At 46.8% G+C, this 16,383-nt stretch carries 15 protein-coding genes; 10 read left to right on the forward strand and 5 right to left on the reverse strand.

Features of this window, described 5'->3' with window-relative positions:
* The first annotated feature begins 23 nt into the window (after positions 1–23).
* Complete coding sequence (locus tag NDI44_RS12190) at positions 24–158, forward strand: hypothetical protein (protein WP_277877523.1); 135 nt, start codon at positions 24–26, stop codon at positions 156–158.
* Positions 159–188: 30 nt separating this feature from the next.
* On the forward strand, positions 189–470 hold the full coding sequence (locus tag NDI44_RS12195) for a hypothetical protein (RefSeq protein WP_190411499.1): 282 nt from the start codon (positions 189–191) through the stop codon (positions 468–470).
* Positions 471–576: 106 nt separating this feature from the next.
* On the opposite strand, the gene NDI44_RS12200 is transcribed toward NDI44_RS12195, so the two are convergent.
* On the reverse strand, positions 577–3,735 hold the full coding sequence (locus NDI44_RS12200; RefSeq protein ID WP_190411500.1) for a YrzE family protein: 3,159 nt from the start codon (positions 3,733–3,735) through the stop codon (positions 577–579).
* Between the two features lie 269 nt (positions 3,736–4,004).
* Here NDI44_RS12200 and NDI44_RS12205 point away from each other — a divergent pair, with 269 nt between their 5' ends.
* A complete protein-coding gene (locus NDI44_RS12205) occupies positions 4,005–4,631 on the forward strand; it encodes a TenA family transcriptional regulator (RefSeq protein ID WP_190411501.1) in 627 nt (208 codons plus the stop codon).
* A gap of 30 nt (positions 4,632–4,661) precedes the next feature.
* Here the strand turns inward: NDI44_RS12205 and NDI44_RS12210 are convergent, their stop codons facing one another.
* A complete protein-coding gene (locus tag NDI44_RS12210) occupies positions 4,662–5,114 on the reverse strand; it encodes a hypothetical protein (RefSeq protein WP_190411502.1) in 453 nt (150 codons plus the stop codon).
* Positions 5,115–5,240: 126 nt separating this feature from the next.
* Between NDI44_RS12210 and NDI44_RS12215 the strand changes: the two genes are divergently transcribed.
* Positions 5,241–6,200 carry a site-specific DNA-methyltransferase gene (locus NDI44_RS12215; protein WP_190411503.1) on the forward strand — a complete coding sequence of 320 codons (960 nt, stop codon included), beginning with the start codon at positions 5,241–5,243 and terminating at the stop codon, positions 6,198–6,200.
* A 21-nt stretch (positions 6,201–6,221) separates the two neighbouring features.
* Here the strand turns inward: NDI44_RS12215 and NDI44_RS12220 are convergent, their stop codons facing one another.
* Positions 6,222–6,779, reverse strand: a complete 558-nt coding sequence (locus NDI44_RS12220; RefSeq protein WP_190411504.1) for a Uma2 family endonuclease — start codon at positions 6,777–6,779, stop codon at positions 6,222–6,224.
* 267 nt (positions 6,780–7,046) lie between these two features.
* On the opposite strand from NDI44_RS12220, the gene NDI44_RS12225 reads away from it, so the two are divergent.
* A complete protein-coding gene (locus NDI44_RS12225) occupies positions 7,047–7,466 on the forward strand; it encodes a peptidylprolyl isomerase (protein ID WP_190411505.1) in 420 nt (139 codons plus the stop codon).
* Positions 7,467–7,518: 52 nt separating this feature from the next.
* Here NDI44_RS12225 and NDI44_RS12230 read toward each other — a convergent pair whose 3' ends face one another.
* Positions 7,519–7,917, reverse strand: a complete 399-nt coding sequence (locus NDI44_RS12230) for a DUF4112 domain-containing protein (protein ID WP_190411506.1) — start codon at positions 7,915–7,917, stop codon at positions 7,519–7,521.
* Positions 7,918–8,058: 141 nt separating this feature from the next.
* On the opposite strand from NDI44_RS12230, the gene NDI44_RS12235 reads away from it, so the two are divergent.
* The gene (locus tag NDI44_RS12235; protein ID WP_190411716.1) at positions 8,059–8,541 is read left to right on the forward strand and encodes a pentapeptide repeat-containing protein; all 483 of its coding nucleotides are present in this window, start codon (positions 8,059–8,061) and stop codon (positions 8,539–8,541) included.
* 116 nt (positions 8,542–8,657) lie between these two features.
* Here NDI44_RS12235 and NDI44_RS12240 read toward each other — a convergent pair whose 3' ends face one another.
* Positions 8,658–10,472: an ABC transporter ATP-binding protein gene (locus tag NDI44_RS12240; RefSeq protein ID WP_199304776.1), complete on the reverse strand. Its 1,815-nt coding sequence runs from the start codon at positions 10,470–10,472 to the stop codon at positions 8,658–8,660.
* Positions 10,473–10,953: 481 nt separating this feature from the next.
* On the opposite strand from NDI44_RS12240, the gene NDI44_RS12245 reads away from it, so the two are divergent.
* The 4 genes from NDI44_RS12245 (at position 10,954) to NDI44_RS12260 (ending at position 16,378) form a co-directional block, all read left to right on the forward strand.
* Complete coding sequence (locus NDI44_RS12245; RefSeq protein ID WP_190411507.1) at positions 10,954–11,691, forward strand: DVUA0089 family protein; 738 nt, start codon at positions 10,954–10,956, stop codon at positions 11,689–11,691.
* A gap of 323 nt (positions 11,692–12,014) precedes the next feature.
* Positions 12,015–13,334 carry a DUF4331 domain-containing protein gene (locus NDI44_RS12250; RefSeq protein WP_190411508.1) on the forward strand — a complete coding sequence of 440 codons (1,320 nt, stop codon included), beginning with the start codon at positions 12,015–12,017 and terminating at the stop codon, positions 13,332–13,334.
* A gap of 192 nt (positions 13,335–13,526) precedes the next feature.
* The gene (locus NDI44_RS12255; protein WP_190411509.1) at positions 13,527–14,942 is read left to right on the forward strand and encodes a tetratricopeptide repeat protein; all 1,416 of its coding nucleotides are present in this window, start codon (positions 13,527–13,529) and stop codon (positions 14,940–14,942) included.
* Positions 14,939–16,378, forward strand: coding sequence for a sulfite exporter TauE/SafE family protein (locus NDI44_RS12260; RefSeq protein WP_190411510.1), 1,440 nt, complete (start codon positions 14,939–14,941; stop codon positions 16,376–16,378). Before NDI44_RS12255 ends, NDI44_RS12260 begins: the two co-directional genes overlap by 4 nt.
* The last annotated feature ends 5 nt before the right edge of the window (positions 16,379–16,383 follow it).

The following is a 16,383-nucleotide window of genomic DNA, read 5'->3' on the forward strand; positions in this document are numbered from 1 at the left end:
TCTATGGTACAAAAGCGCTCCCCTTGAGTTTAAATCTGGAAGTTGCCGGTTGGCTGGAGTCGGAGCAAGCCATGAATGAGATTTTAGAGAGCGATCGCATTCATAGCTCTGAATTTACAACTTTCCTGAAAAAGCACCGAGTTGTGCGAACCTATTAGCAGTTCCATCACTCCTGTACTGGAGGAACAATGACGCCGATCGAGTTTCTGGTATTGTTGGTCATTGCTGCATTCTGCGGCGGCACTGGACAAGCGTTAGTGGGTTACTCGGCAGGGGGCTGTCTACTCTCGATAATTGTCGGGATTATCGGTGCATACATTGGATTGTGGGTAGCCAAAGAGTTTAATCTTCCGGTGATATTTGCTCTCAATATTGGAGGGAAATCCTTCCCAATTATCTGGTCAATTATTGGTTCAGCTCTTTTGGCAGCCGCTCTCGGTTTGATCAATCGAACATCCCGGCGGCGATGACTTAGGAAATCTCAAGCTTTTCCAGAGAAAGGATTGAGCTGGATGCAAAATATAAGAAAAAGCCTCCTGAAAAGGAGGCTTAACTTGCTTGGAAATCGTTAAAGCTTTAGCTAAAGAAAGCGAAACCGGATACAGCGATGACTCCAGCGATCGCTGCGGTGGCGACAGAAGTTAGCGCGGTTCCAAAAAGCCACCAAGCAGCGGTTGCAGCGGATTTTCGGGTTTCCTCAGCTTGCTGCTTCGCTTTGCGCTTGAGGTCTTTGATGCGTCGTTTCGTTTCCTGCTGGAAGCGTTCAGCGCGGTGTATCGTACTCTCGCGCACCCCTTCAATCTGGTCGATGAGTCGGTTGGCATCCGCTTCAGAAATATCCTCGCGGGAACTCAACAGAGCCACCAAAGTGTCCCGATCGAATTGACTCAGGCGATCGCGCATCGCGTCAAATCCAGCTTGCGGATCGTCAAAGAGTTTCCGGAAGTCGCGCTTAATTCCCTCGTAATTGAGTTCTGGACGATCCAGGGAGTTGAGGTAATTGCGAATCTTGCCAAAAACTCCGTCAAGCACCGATTGCACTTTGTGCTGAGCATTCTGCGCTTGTTCGACAAACTGATGGCGAACCGATTCAATTTGATCGACAATCCGGTTGGCTTCCTCCTCTGAGATATCCTGCCGTTGCGATAGGAGTGCAACAAAGGTGGAACGGTCGAAATGAGAGAAGCGATCGCTGATATTCTTCCACCCCGCTTGGGGATCGTTCAGCATTAATTGCAACTCTCGTTTGATGCTTTCCGGGTTGAGTTCTTGTTTGTTCGTGTTCCGCAGGTAATCTTCCAAATCGGTTTGGAAATTCTGAACCGTGTCTCTGGCACGGGTTGCCAAGCGTCGCGGCGCTTTGACAATGCTGCGAATCGCCTCTTGCAGCCGATCGATTGCTCGATTGACTTGCTCTTCGCTCAAGTCTTCTCGTTGACTCAGCAGCTTCACCAAGGTTTCCCGATCGACGTGAGACAGCCGTTCTCTCAGGGCCAAACTTCCCTCTTTCGGGTCATTCAGGAGTTTTGCCAAATCCTGCTGGATGCCTTGCGGATCGAGTTCTTCCAGGTTGGTGTTTCGCAGATACTCAGCAATCTGGTTCGTCACTTGGTCGTAGCGATCCTTCGCTTGACCGGCTAATTGTTGCGGTGCGTGTAGAATACTATCTCGCACCGATTCGATCTGATGGATTGTGCCATCGATCTGTTCTTCGCCCAGATCGCCGCGTCCCTTGAGCAATTGCACCAGCGTATCGCGGTCAAAGTGAGAAAGTCGCGTCCGGAGTGCGGCAAGTCCTGCCTGAGGGTCATTGAGAAGCGTTTGCAACTCTCGCTTGATGTCTTCAGGATTCAGTTCTTCTTTGTGAGTCTCGCGCAGATAGGATTCTACCCTTTGCCACAGCCCTTCCGCTTCAGATTTGGCGCGGTCTTGCAATTCTTGCGCTTGAGACAAGACGCGATCGCGCGTACTTTCCAACTGACCGATGAATTGATCGGCTTCCTCTTGACTAAAGTCTTCCCGTTGAGAGAGGAGTTGCACTAAAGTATCGCGGTCAAATTGCGAGAGGCGATCGCTTAAAGCATCAATCCCAGCATCCGGATCTTCTAGAAGTGCTTTGAAATCGCGCTCAATGCCTTCTGGGTTCAATTCTTCCTTACCCGTCGAGTGCAGATAATGTTCAACGCGATCGCGGAGGTCTTGCGACTGTTCTTGAGATTCCGCACCCTGGACAGTTTCAAAAACTTCTTGCCGAATACTATCCATCTGCTCGGCAATATCCGCAATTTGCTCGGAGGTGAAAGTACCCCGTGCTTCCAGCACCCTCACAAAATAGTCCCGATTCAGCTGCTCTATCTGCTGCCGAACTTTTCCAGGAGCTGCATCCGAATCGTAAATAACCTCTCTAAATTCCTGCTTAATCGTTTCTCGGTTCAAGTGCCAAGGTTTGGAATTTAGCAGGTAGTTTTCTACATCCGCTTTAATCGTGCTAAAAGATGGCGCAGGCACCTTATCGGCAACTTTTGTCCCAACCGTTTTAGCTTGTTCAGTTGCTTGCTCTTTCAAATGTTGCAACTGGCTGGAAATTTTTTCCACATCTAAATCGGAGAGATCCGTCCGCTTCATGACTTCTCCCAGTAACGCAGTTACACCCAACTGCATGGAGTGTTCCATCAAGCCATTGCCATGACTGCGCTCTGATTTGCCTTGTCCAACTCCAACAAGTTGAGAAAGCTTGGCAGAAAGCTCATTAGATTTCAACTCCTCTGGAGCGGCTTGTTTCAGAAAGTTGAGTAATTCAACCTGCGGATCTGTTTCCGTTGGTTTTTCTGTTCCCTGTTGTTGACCTAATACCTTCTGCCAAACAACTTCCAATTGCTCCGCAATCCGATTAACATCCTGCTTAGAGAAATCACTACGGCTACTCACTAAATCCACAAAAGTCTGGCGATTGACATTGCGTAAAACGTCATTCCCCGCAATAGATTTCACATCAACATCGCTAAGTAACTTTTCTAAGTCGCTGCGAACCTTATTGATGTCTAGCTTTGGCAGTTGCAAATCTGTAAAGTAATCCTTAATTGTTTCTCGCAAGCTATCCGGATCGAGAGACGAACTCAATTCCCGGCGAACGGCGGCGGCGGATGCTTCAGCAGTAGAAACAATCTGCCTATTTATCGCACTCCCACCAAGCGCAGTGCTGGCTGTAGCCATCACCCCTTGCATCCCTGAACCCGCAGTGTTCACGACCGAACCAACTAAGGAACCCACCGCCGTAGAACTTACCCAAAGGAGCAGCAAAAAATAAGCTGACCAAATCACGACGCCTGTGATTGCACCTAAAATGACGCTGCTAATCAGAGTCAGCTTCACCGCCAGAAAACAAGCAATGAATATGGCAATATTGACGGTCAATAATGTCCAAATTCCTACCTTAGATTCAATGCTACGAACTTTTTCGCCCCAAGTTTCTGTATCATCATCATCCGCATCTAAGGGATTCTCTGCGGATGAAATTCCAGCAGCAATCGAAAAATTGGTTAACAAAAATTGGAAAGCAAAGGCCATTAATACTCCGGCAATCAAGGCAACAAAAAACTGTGGACTTGAAAAAACAAGTGTTGCCTCTTTTATGGGGGGATTCACGGCTTGAATCCCACTCGGAGCCACTGGAACTTTGGCAAGACAAAATTGTGTGCTGGACAAATCCAGCATCATTTTTACACTTTGAAACATGGTATTTACGCCTTCAAAGTCGAAAGACTGCCTCTATGAGAGGTTGCGTTCTAAGTACACTTTTGCTTATACTTTTGTAACGTTGTATCGTTAACGCTCTATACTCAATGTGGATAAAAAACCGTGGAGAATAACTCTCTCTAAAGTCTGAAAATTAGCTCGGTCTAAAGTTAAGAAATTAAACAAGAAGGCGATCGCTAAAACCTACTAAAATTAAGTATTAATACTCAATATCTCAATAAACTGCGAATCCACAATCTAAAATAGAGATGACCTTAAGCTGTCAACAACTTCTTCAAAAACATACTCAAGTTTGGCACCAAGCAACGGTGCATCCTTTCCTAATGCAGTGCAAATCAGGAACTATTCAGCCGCAGCAATTTAACACCTGGCTGGTACAAGATTATCTTTTTGTAGTAGAGTTCACGCGGATGGTGGCACAAATTTTGGCAGTTGCACCACCCGATCATTTTGATGTTATTCTGGGTGGATTAGTCGCACTGAAAGATGAACTCAACTGGTTCAAAGCAAAAGCCTCTGAACGACAATTGAATCTCAATACCCAAAAACAATCAACTTGCACAGAATACTGTGACTATATGCACAGTCTTTCGACAATGCCACACCCAGTTCAAGCGACTGCACTATGGGCAATTGAGCTTGCTTACAATCAAGGTTGGCAATTACCAGGAGTCATGCCAGATCCCTATGCCGAGTTTGCCGACCGCTGGGGAAATCCAGGTTTTACGGAATATGTAAAACTCTTGGAACAGCAAGCAGATGAAGTGCTGCAAACTGCATCAGAAACCGTTCAGCATCAAGCCGAAGAAGCCTTTTTAAAGGTGGCTGAATTAGAGCAGGATTTCTGGCAGATGGCTTTTAATGCAGCACGGTAGATGAAAAGGGTAAAAAGAAGCCTATAAAGGCTAATCCATGTAATCGTTTGTAATATCAAGATCGTCCGGATTATTTGAAGCAACTGGGCGATTTCCAGCTATATGCATTGTCTCATCAATGTGAAGATTGCTAGAGCCAATTGGACGGTGCCCATCTACGTCAACAGTGCCCTGAACTTGAAAATCATTTGAAGTAATTGGGCGCTTTCCATCAATGTCCACGGTTTCACGAACCTGAATATCGCTTGGATCAATCGGTCGGTGTCCATCTACGTCAAGAGTGTCCTCAAACTGAAGATTACTAGAGGTAATCGGTCGGTGTCCATCTACGTCAAGAGTGTCTTCAATCTGAATATTATCTGGCGCGATTGGACGCTTCCCATCTATATCAATCGTGTGAGGAACCTGTTTTGGTTCGCTAGGTGAAGGAGAGGCAATATTTTTCTCCTGATTATTTCCCTTTTTTGGATTATCTCTGTTCATATTGTGACCTTTTACTTTACGCCTATGTTATTTATAACGTAATACAAGCTATAAAAAGCTTGTATTTGCTGATAATTGATTTAATTATACAATTTGTTTTGAAAGTATTCGTGAAAAATGGCAGCGATGAATCTAAAGAAACCTTTGTACGCTACAAATTACGGCACTGCCTATATTGGTGATTCGCTTGAATTGCTAGACTGCCTTGAATCTGACTCAATCGATCTAGTAATGACCTCTCCTCCATTTGCTTTGCTACGCGAAAAGAGTTATGGAAATGTTGAGCAAGAAGCCTATATCGATTGGCTATTTGCCTTCTGTCGAAAAGTGCATCGCGTATTATCACCGCAGGGAAGTTTTGTCATCGATCTGGGTGGTGCTTATCAAAGTAAACGTCCAGTGCGATCGCTCTACAATTACCGGATTTTAATTAAACTCTGCGATCAGCTAGATTTTCGCTTAGCTGAGGAGTTTTTTTGGCACAACCCTTCTAAGTTACCTTCGCCGATTGAATGGGTGAATAAACGTAAGATCCGCGCGAAGGATTCTGTCAATACTGTCTGGTGGTTGTCAAAAACTGACTATCCTAAAGCGAATGTGAGTAACGTACTGGTTCCTTATTCGGAACGAATGAAAAAGCTACACGAGAATCCTGAAAAATACTATAAACCCAAAGCACGTCCTTCAGGTCACGATATTGGATCGGGTTTTGCTACTAATAACGGCGGTGCCATTCCCTCCAACTTGTTGCAAATTCCTAATAGTGAAAGCAATTCTCGATACATTCAACTTTGCAAAGCCGTTGGAATTGCTGCACATCCGGCGCGGTTTCCGCAAAAACTGCCGAGGTTTTTTATTAACTTCCTCACCGATCCAGGAGATACAGTCCTCGATATTTTTGCTGGATCGAATACGACTGGCGCGGCGGCTGAGGCTTTGCGACGGCGTTGGATTGCTTTTGAGCAAAATCCGTCTTATTTAGCTGCTTCTGCTTTCAGATTTTTAGAGGATAACCAAAGTATTGAGGCAGCTTCAGCGCTATTTAAAAAACTGGTGGCAAAGCCCGAAATAAGCAATATTTCTTAGTTTAGCGATCGCCACTTAAAATTAAAGTACTTCTGCTTCTTCAAAAACCTGTTTTGGTGTGATTTCCAATCCAGGAAATAATGAATCTATAATTGGTGCGCTATCAGTGTAGAGTTGACTTGTTTTATCTGGAGAAAAAACTCTAATACTTATGGCTTCAGGATCTACAATCCAAACTCGTAACACACCAGTATCAAAGTAGTCCTTAGCCTTGTCTTCAAATTCTTTTATAGTTTGGTCTGGGGAAATAATCTCAATTGCCAGTTCAGGAGCCACAGGACAGGCTTCGTTACGCTTCCAACTAGCGGGTAGCCGTTCATAAGAGATGTACGTTACATCAGGTACAGGTGCCCAATCCTGACCATTCCGTTTCAACAGCACCGCCCACTCTTGAACAACTCGTCCACGCCCTTTGCACCAGGCACGAATCAGAACCATCAAAGCAAACTGTACAGTTGAATGAAAGTATTTTGGAGACACTTTAGGCACTACCTGACCATCTATAAATTCATAGATTACATCCCCTTCTGGCAAAGCCAGAAAGTCTTGTAGTGTGAGCTTGGTTCCAGTGCCTACCATGACCCTAAGCTACCTAAGCAGGTGATAAATAAACTTATTATACAAAAGCTTTTGATGGCTAGGTGACACTCGCATAGAGCGTACCACTTGTGCTATATGCTTCGAGCTAGATGCGTCAGAACAGTAAATCTGTAGCAGCGTCAAAGGATTACAGTTTTAAAATTAGATAAAGTAAAGATAGAGTGTTTTTGTTCTAATATAGTTTGTTTGTGGCATATTCCTAGCCACATCAATCAATCATCCGAAGGGATTAGAAAAGGAGAAACTATGACTCGCGCGATTATGGAAACCGACAAAGGCACAATCAATTTGGAGCTGTTTGACAAAGATGCACCGAACACGGTGAAAAATTTTGTTGACTTATCTGAAAAAGGGTTTTACGACGGTCTTAATTTCCACCGAGTCATCCCTAACTTTATGATTCAGGGCGGCTGTCCGCAGGGAACGGGAACAGGTGGTCCAGGTTACAAAATCAACTGTGAAATTAACCCCAATAAGCATCAGGCAGGAAGTCTATCAATGGCTCATGCAGGGCGCAATACGGGTGGAAGTCAATTCTTTATCTGTCACGCTCCTCAACCTCATTTAGACGGACAACACACAGTTTTTGGTAAAACTGAAGACATGAATGTAGTCAATGCGATTCGTCAGGGAGACAAAATTCTTTCTGTCAAGATTGAACGATAGTCTAAATGGCTTTTTAGCCGGAAGGAAGCGCTTCCTTCCGGCTTCGTTACTATCAATTGATGCTCGTTACAGTCTGAAGAGGGGTAACTTCATTCAGTTCGGGTTCAGCTACCTGAAGATGTTGCTCTAAAAGCGCCAAGTTACGGATATTTGACTTGTAGTATGCATCGAACAAGTCTCCCACCAAAGGCACCGAGCCGACTGTGGCTTCTAAGGCAATATTAAATATCATCTTTTGTAGGATTTCACGCGGTAAGCCGAAGCGGGCGGCTAAATAGATGATGTAAGCCGAAAACCCGGTGCTGATGATATCTCCGGCACCTGGAATCAGACCAATAATTGGGTCTAAACCAATACGAAAGCCGATGCCTGGGATTCGGATTGCATTATCCATCAGGCGGCTAAGTCTGCGGATGTGGTTGAGATTTTCGAGACGTTCAAGTGTGTTCATATTTCTAATTTTTGCACGAGGAATCCGCTGCATCTTATACCGTGAGAAGGAAAATTTCTTTTCTAGAATCATCCTAAAGTTAGTGGAACTGTCTGCCTAAAGTCAGAGATGTTTAATTTTAAGATTCCTTTATCTGAAGCCATGTTGAACTCCCCAACGCAAGACCTTCTTTTTATTTGCACTCAATTTCTGGCACAAAATCCCCAAAAACGTTTGCAGAGTCTCAAAGACTTGGGGATAGCGCGTTATGCTGATTTTTTAACTAAAATGCCATTAACAGAAGCAAATGTAGCTTGCGTAATGCATTTTTTTAGAGATACAAGTCGCGTGAAATTCCCGAATCTTAGGGGAGCGGATTTATCTAACTTGAAGTTAGATGGCGTTAACTTTATCCGGGGTGATTTATCGGGGGCAAATTTGAGGGGAAGCAGTTTATTAGAAGCCGACCTTTTATTTGCCAATTTCACTGGAGCAGATTTGAGAAATGCGGATTTGAGGGGTGCAACTCTTAATGAGACAATATGGTCAGGTGCGGTGGTAGAAGATTGCCATTTTGGAAAAGGAATTGGGTTAACGGAGCAGCAGCGCAGAAACCTAAAAAGTCTCGGTGCTAGGTTTAATTAGCACCGGCGGCTCATCCGAGTTTTGGATGTTTAGCAACCGCTGTAGAGCGTTGGGTTGAACGATAGTGAAACCCAGCAGACAGCTTAATTTAGTGCCATTTATTTTAAATCTAATTGCTAATTTTTGCCGTTTTTGATGCCTGTCTGCACTTTCCAAAGGCTGGCATAAATTCCTTGGTCTTCTAATAGTTGTTCGTGTCGTCCTTGCTCTACTAAGAAGCCTTGTTCCATCACATAGATACAATCAGCATTGCGGACGGTGGAGAGGCGATGAGCGATCGCTATCGTGGTGCGATTGACGGTAATTCGTTCGAGCGATCGCTGAATGGCTGCTTCTGTCTCATTGTCTACGGCGGAGGTGGCTTCATCCAGAATCAGAATCGGCGGATCTTTCAAAACGGCACGCGCGATCGCAATCCGCTGTCTTTGCCCACCTGACAACTTTTGCCCCCGCTCACCCACAATCGTGTCGTAACCTTGGGGAAGTTGCATGATAAAGTCTTGAGCCTCGGCAATTTTAGCCGCTTCGATTACCTCAGCTTCAGTTGCATCAGGACTGCCGTAGGCAATATTATCTTTTACCGTGCCGTGAAATAAGAAGACATCCTGACTGACTAAACCAATACAGGAACGCAAATCTCTTAATTTCAAATCGCGTAATTCAATCCCATCCAATGTCACCGTTCCCGACTGAATTTCGTACAACCTCAGCAACAGTTTCACTAAGGTACTCTTGCCCGAACCAGTAGAACCGACAATGGCGATTGTTTTACCTGCGGGAATGTGTAAAGAGAGATTTTGAATGACTGGATTTCGCCCATTGTAGGCAAAAGTGACATCTTTTAATTCCATTTCACCCCGCACTGAAGCGACGGGTAAGGAAATGTGTCCCGAATGAATCGCGATCGGTGTATCCAGCAGATTCATCACCCGATTTGTAGAAGCCATTGCCCGTTGATATTGATCGAGCGTTTCGCCCAATCTCGTCAAAGGCCAAAGCAACCGCTGGGTTAGGAATACCAATACACTGTAAGTACCCACAGACAATCTGCCAGCAGCAGCGTCCATCCCGCCGATTAACAGCGTTGCCGTGAACCCGATTAAAATAATGATGCGAATCAAGGGGACAAAAGCGGATGAAAGCGCGATCGCTCTCCGGTTACTTTGTCGATAAGCCTCACTTTCGACTGCCATCCTGTTCGCTTCATAGTCTTCCGTGACAAAGCTTTTAATCGTCGTCATCCCGCTCAAATTATTCGAGAGGCGACTGTTGAGCAGACTGACTTTTTCCCGAATCTCAGCATAACGGGGGGCAAGGCGATGCTGAAAGACAATCGAACCCCACAGAATAAACGGCATCGGCAGCATCGCCATCCAAGCCACGCTGGGAGCCAAAATAAAGAAGGCACCGCCAATAATTACCACCGTTGTCGCTACTTGGAGGATTTCATTCGCTCCCCGATCTAAAAAGCGTTCCAGCTGATTGATATCGTCATTCAGGATAGACATCAAACCGCCAGTGCTGCGCTCTTCAAAATAAGCCAGTTCCAGTTCTTGGATATGGCTGTAGGCATCCAGGCGCAAGTCGTGTTCAATATCCTGGGCGAGATTGCGCCAAAGCAGGGCATAGGCGTACTCAAAGATAGATTCCAGCCCCCAGATAATGAAGCTGAGGAAGCTTAGGATCAGGAGTTGCCAAAAAACATCTTTGACGCCAAATTGAGCGATCGCTGAGTCTTGTTGCTTCACCACCACATCCACCGCTGCACCGATCAAGGCGGGTGGGGCTAAGTCAAAGATTTTATTGAGAATTGAGCAAACTGTCGCCTGCCAAATTTGGGCACGATAGTTGCGTCCATAGTCAATCAGACGCTTGAGGGGATGCGCCTTTTGGCTGCTTTGGATTTGATTGCGGGATTTTTTACGGGACAAAATGAGAGTACGCGACGATAGTTACACCAGATTTTAACCACTGTAACAATTATCCATCTGACATCCCACGACTCTCTGATAGCAGGGGCGATCGCCCGATTGGTGTTATGCAACGGCGGGTGATGTGAGTGTTGCACTTGCGATCGCTTTCTCTTGAGTTAGGCAAATGTGTTCCCCATTTTTCACTAATCTTGCTACCCAATTATTTGTTTGTATCTATCACGAGATAGATTTTTAAAGCAAATTTACAGATGAGTCAAGTTACAGGCTCAACAGAAATATCCAAGGCGTTTTTCAGAACCAAGAACAAGAAATGCCTGCTGGATTTTGCTTTTCTTTGACTCGCGCTTCTAGTTTCATTCTCTATCTTGAGACATATATTGAGCTGTAAAACAATCCATAACCAATCCATCGCCGTATCTTTTTTAGTCAAGAAATCAAAAAGGGAATCCTTCCGATTCCACTGAGGTAGAAGCCGCCAATGAAAAAACTAGCGCAGATAACCGCCATATCGGTACTGGTTATAGGGTTATCATCAGCTCATGCCCAAGCTGCCACATTCACAGAGAAAAGTGATGCTGGGAAGACTCTAAATACAGCAAAAATTATCCCATCAGGGTCGCAAATACTAGAGTTTATTACTGGGACACTTTCTGATAAGGATGCTGACTTATTCCAAATTTTTCTGACCGGAGGACAGACATTCTCGGCGACAACAATTAGCCTGGATACGCTGGTAGGACTCCCAGTTGATAATGTTTTAGGTACCCCGACCGAGCTGCTTGAAGACCCGCAGTTATTCTTGTTTGATGCGGCTGGTAAGGGCATTTATGGGAATGACGATATCCCTGGCTTAAATTCACAATCAGTTTTATCCTCTGGTGGTTTTTCTCCCACTCAATCTGGTATTTACTATTTAGCGATTGCTAGCTCTGGTTACGATCCTGTAAGTGCATCTGGGAAAATTTTCTCGGCTGGAGCGGATGGAACTCTAGAACCGATGGGTTCGGGCGGAAACCTTTCCTTGAGCGGCTTTACAGGTACGAGCGCTACCAGTGGAAGATACGCGATCGCACTAACCGGAGTTACAACTAGTGCTGAAAGTAGCACGGCAAGCATTCCCGAACCCTCTGGAACATTAGGCATTTTAGCTTTGGGTACTTTAGGCGCAGTTTTTCATGTGAAAAACAATAGAAAAAAACAAAAAATCACTAGCTGAGTTCCCAGCATTTTCTGGGTGGTTATTGAGGAAAGGTGCAATCGTGCCTTTGTTGGTGGGATGCCAATAAACAAACAGGGATTTGTTTTATTACTGTATTTTTGATAATTGCGATTTCCTCAATGCAGAGGTTAGGGAAAGAGCGAAAATCTAGTGGGAATAGAATTGCCAAAACAAGTTAAAGATTGACTTTTGGCTTTCGGAAGAATCCATAACTAGCTCTGAGCCGTACTTCTTTTAAGCCTAGCGATTCAAAAGAAGATAAACATTCCCATTCCGCACCAATAAGTGACTGAATGGATACATCTTTAGGAAAAACTGAAATGAAGCAAAAAACTTGTGTTCCTGTGAAAGAAACTGCGGCTCCTCTCAACAAAATTGCAACTTCCCCTAAAAAACCTTCGCGTCGCTTTGGTTTAAGAAACCCAATCGGTTTGGGCGTACTTGTTTTAGGATTAGCTTTGATCGCTGGGATGACACCTCTCTATCTCAAAGCTTCTGACCATGATGATGGTGAGGTAGATGCCAAGGGACGCAACCTTAATTTAACTGACCTGTTTGTATTCCGGGAAAAAGATCAGAACCCGAATGCGTCTCAAAACGATCTGGTCTTGATTATGAATACGAACCCGCGATCGCTAGCGCGTCAGCAGTATTACTTCAGTACCAGAGCCAAGTACGAGTTCAAAGTGTCGCGGGTGAATAATAATGATGCCACTCCCACGGGTAAGGAAGATGTGGTTCTGCAATTCACCTTTAGCCCACCGGATGCAAATCGCCAACAAACCATTACGATGACCGCCATCCGGGACGGTGCAATTGTTCTCCAAACCAAGAACCTCCGCACCACGCCGCTAAATCCTAACCCCAGTGCGCCGCCAATTGTTAATCAGGTATCCGGCGGTGGCGCTAACTTAGCCGTATTTGCTGGACTGCGGGAAGATCCATTCTTCTTCGACGTTGAGCAATATTTTCGGGTTCGCGCTGCTTTTCTTGGCATCGGTCCCGCAGTTTCTGGGTTCCGTCCGCCCGAACAGGCGGTTGATTTTACCAAAGGATACAACGTCAACGCGATCGCAGTCCGGGTACCGATTAAATTCTTACAAGGCTCAACCTCCGCAACGACTTTTGATGTCTGGGAAACCATTTCAGTGCCCGGAGCAAACGGCAAATTTACTCAGTTTGAGCGACTAGCTCGACCGGCGATCAACGAGGGTCTAGTCGTCACAAACGACTTCCTGAACGCCCTAAACACCGTTAGTCCTGGTTTTGAAGCTGCTGCTCTGGCGGGTCAACAACCGGCTGCGAATATCGCTGGGCCAATCGTCGGGGAAGCGAAAAAGACGCTGTTAGCTTTTGGGAATACCGAGCAACGAGCGAACGCCTTGTTGGGTGCCTTTCTACCAGACGTGATGCGAATCGACACCAGGGGACCCAGCGGATACGCCAACGCCCTGAATGCCAAAGGTAGCCCGATTCGGGGTCGCTTGATAAAAGATGATGTCATCGACATCACCTTAAGCGTCGTCACCGAGGGGAAGGTTACGAGTGATAACGTGTCCTACGACGGCGCACCGGGTAATCCAGCACAAGGACACAAGCCGTTACAACCCGCATTCCCCTATTTGGCTTTACCCAACTAGGTCAGGAGTGATGAACTGCGTACATTATCAGTGATGAAAATCTAACCTCCTTCTCACCTCTCCCTAACCCTCTCCCAAGAGGAGAGGGAAGCCCAATCAATCTTTTTTACGGGGGAGGGGGAATCACTGAAAACCCGTCCCCTACTAAGGGATGGGTTGGGGGAGAGGTTAACCGAGCTTAGAGACAGAAGCATGAAACGTGCTGAGTATTACAAATCTGAAATCTTGAAAGGTGGGTTGAGTGGGCGTCTTGTGCTGAAGCGTTGGTGGATACCGTTCTTAGTGGCGCTACCGATTGCCGGAGTTTTGGGAGGCTGGCGTTTGTGGAATCCCAGTGCTGAACTCGACGCTCCTTATCGTTATCCCTTTTCCCAATCACCCTCAGACAATATCACCACTGCTTTGGGACGGGAAATTGCTTTCTATCAGGAACGGATTCGGCGAAATCCAGGGGACGGACTGGATCGAACCTCCTTAGCCAAAGCCTATTTGAAGATGGCTCGTGCGACAGGAGATGCAAATTGGTATCTCATGGCAGAGCAGTCGGCAAAGCGATCGCTCGCTAATTTATCCTTTGATAATCAAGGTGCCATTCTGGTGCTGGCTCGGATTGCGGAAGCGAAACATGACTTCACAGAAGCGATTCGCTTGGCAAAACAGGTACTGCAAACCGAGTCTGGAAATGAAGATGCACTCTCGCTGCTGGTTACATCAAACTTGGCAATGGGCAAGGTGGATGAAGCCAATCGCGTCGCCAATGCTTTAGTAGATAAAATCCCCACGTTAGGCTCCTTGACACTTAGGGCTTTGGTAAAAGTTGCACAAGGTCAAGATGCAGCAGCCATTCAAGATTTCCAGCAAGCTCTAGCAGCTGAAGAACCGGGCGAGACAGGCAGTTCGGCTTGGACGCGGACATTGCTGGGTCGGTTTTACTTCCAGCGGGGCAACCATCAACTTGCCAAGGAACTTTACCAGGAAGTTTTACGCATCCTGCCGCGATATCCCTTGGCATTAGTCAATCTGGCAGAATTAGAGACTCGACTCGGACAGTATCGAGCCGCGGAGCGTCATTACTCCCAGGTCTTTGTTTCCCCAACCTACCAGAATGTATTCGATCACGTTGCCTTGCAGGGCATGGCACGGGTGAAGCATTTGCAGGGCGACCAGTCAGGCGCTCAGGAGTTATGGGACAAAGCCGAAGCGTTAATCCGCCAGCATCAAAATATCACTTCTTTTGGACATAGGCGCGAACTGGCACGCCTGTTACTGGAACGGGGGCGTTCCGAGGACTTCGCGGAAGCGCTTTCCCTAATGCAGGCAGAAGTCGCTATCCGCCGCGATGCAGAGACACTGGATACTCTAGCTTGGGCGCTTTGCCGTTCGGAACGCTGGCGGGAAGCTCAGCAGGTCGTTGCCGAAGCGCTAGGGCGAGGCACTCGTGATGCGGGAATTTTTGCTCGCGCAGGCACAATCGAGCAGGCATTGGGGAATAATTCCCAAGCGATCGCTTATTTCCAAAAAGCTGAAGAAATCGACCCGACTTTTGACGAACAGACACAGCGATCGCAAAGACTTAACTCAAATTCTGCAACCGAGGTGAATCAATGAACGCAAAGTGGCGTCGATACGGCACGCTGAGCCTGCTGTCGTTTTTGGGAGCGATATTACTTTGGTTCGCTGCTGCTACCCCCAGTTACTCTCACTGGGCTGATTTATCAGTAGCTGAGATTATGGTGGGCGAGACTGAAACTCAAATGACACTCACCTTTCCCACAGGGTTGATGGCATTTGCAGATGACAACCAGGATAGTCAGGTGTCACCCGATGAAGTCCGCACTCATCAAACTCAGTTGCAGACATTCTTAAGCGATCGCATCCGCCTCAGCGATAACCAGAAGCAAAAAGCTACCCTAACCATTAATGCATCCGAGACCAGCGCCCTACCGCCAAACTTGAAAGTTACTACGGGCACCCACAGCAGCTTACAGCTCACCTACAACTGGTCTCAGCCGGTTCAAGGACTCCAGATCCACTACAATCTATTTCTGCCTGGAGTGCCAACTGCCACTTGCCTTGCAACGATTCTGCATTCCGGACAGGTGCAAAACTTTATCTTCAGCCCCACAAACCAGACATTTTCATTAATGCCGCCTGGTTTGGCGTGGCTTAACGGAGGAAGCTTGCTGATTGCGATCGCTGGCTCGTTTGCGTGGGGTGCCATGCACGCCCTCTCTCCCGGTCACGGCAAGACGATTGTGGGAGCCTACTTGGTGGGTTCTCATGCTACCCCGAAACACGCCCTATTTTTAGGGTTAGCAACGACAATCGCCCATACTACCGGAGTGTTTGCCTTGGGTGCGATCGCTCTGTTCGCCTCACAGTACATCCTACCCGATCAGTTATATCCCTGGCTTAGTGTCCTCTCCGGTTTGATGGTGGTGGCGATCGGTCTCAACTTGTTCATCAACCGCCTGCGGAGTCATCAAAGCGGCAAATCAGCGGCTGCACATCAGCATCTTAGCTTTTCAGCTTCCCAGAGCCATTCCCACAGCCATCACAGCCACGAACCTCATCACCACGAACCTCATCACCACGATCATCACGACCATTCTCATCACCACGAACCTCATCACCACGACCACCCTCACGAACCTCATCACCACGGCGAGCATTCCCACCACGATCACTCACACTTACCCCCTGGCGCGGATGGATCGCCCGTTACCTGGCGTAGCCTGCTTGCGCTAGGTATTTCAGGCGGTTTAGTGCCGTGTCCTTCAGCCCTGGTTTTGCTGCTAAGCGCGATCGCACTAGGACGGATCGGCTTTGGACTGATGTTGGTGTTGACATTTAGTTTAGGACTCGCAGGCGTGCTAACTGGGTTGGGATTGCTACTCGTTTACAGCAAGCGCTTCTTCGATCGGCTATCGATTCAGATGCGGATTGTGAGGGTTTTGCCTGCGGTGAGTGCATTAGTCATTGCCCTTTTGGGTGTAGGCATCACCACCCAAGCTTTGATGCAAACCGGGTTGATTCGGCTATAAATCGT

Source organism: Trichocoleus sp. DQ-A3, assembly GCF_039961975.1.
Classification (GTDB): domain Bacteria; phylum Cyanobacteriota; class Cyanobacteriia; order Cyanobacteriales; family FACHB-T130; genus FACHB-T130.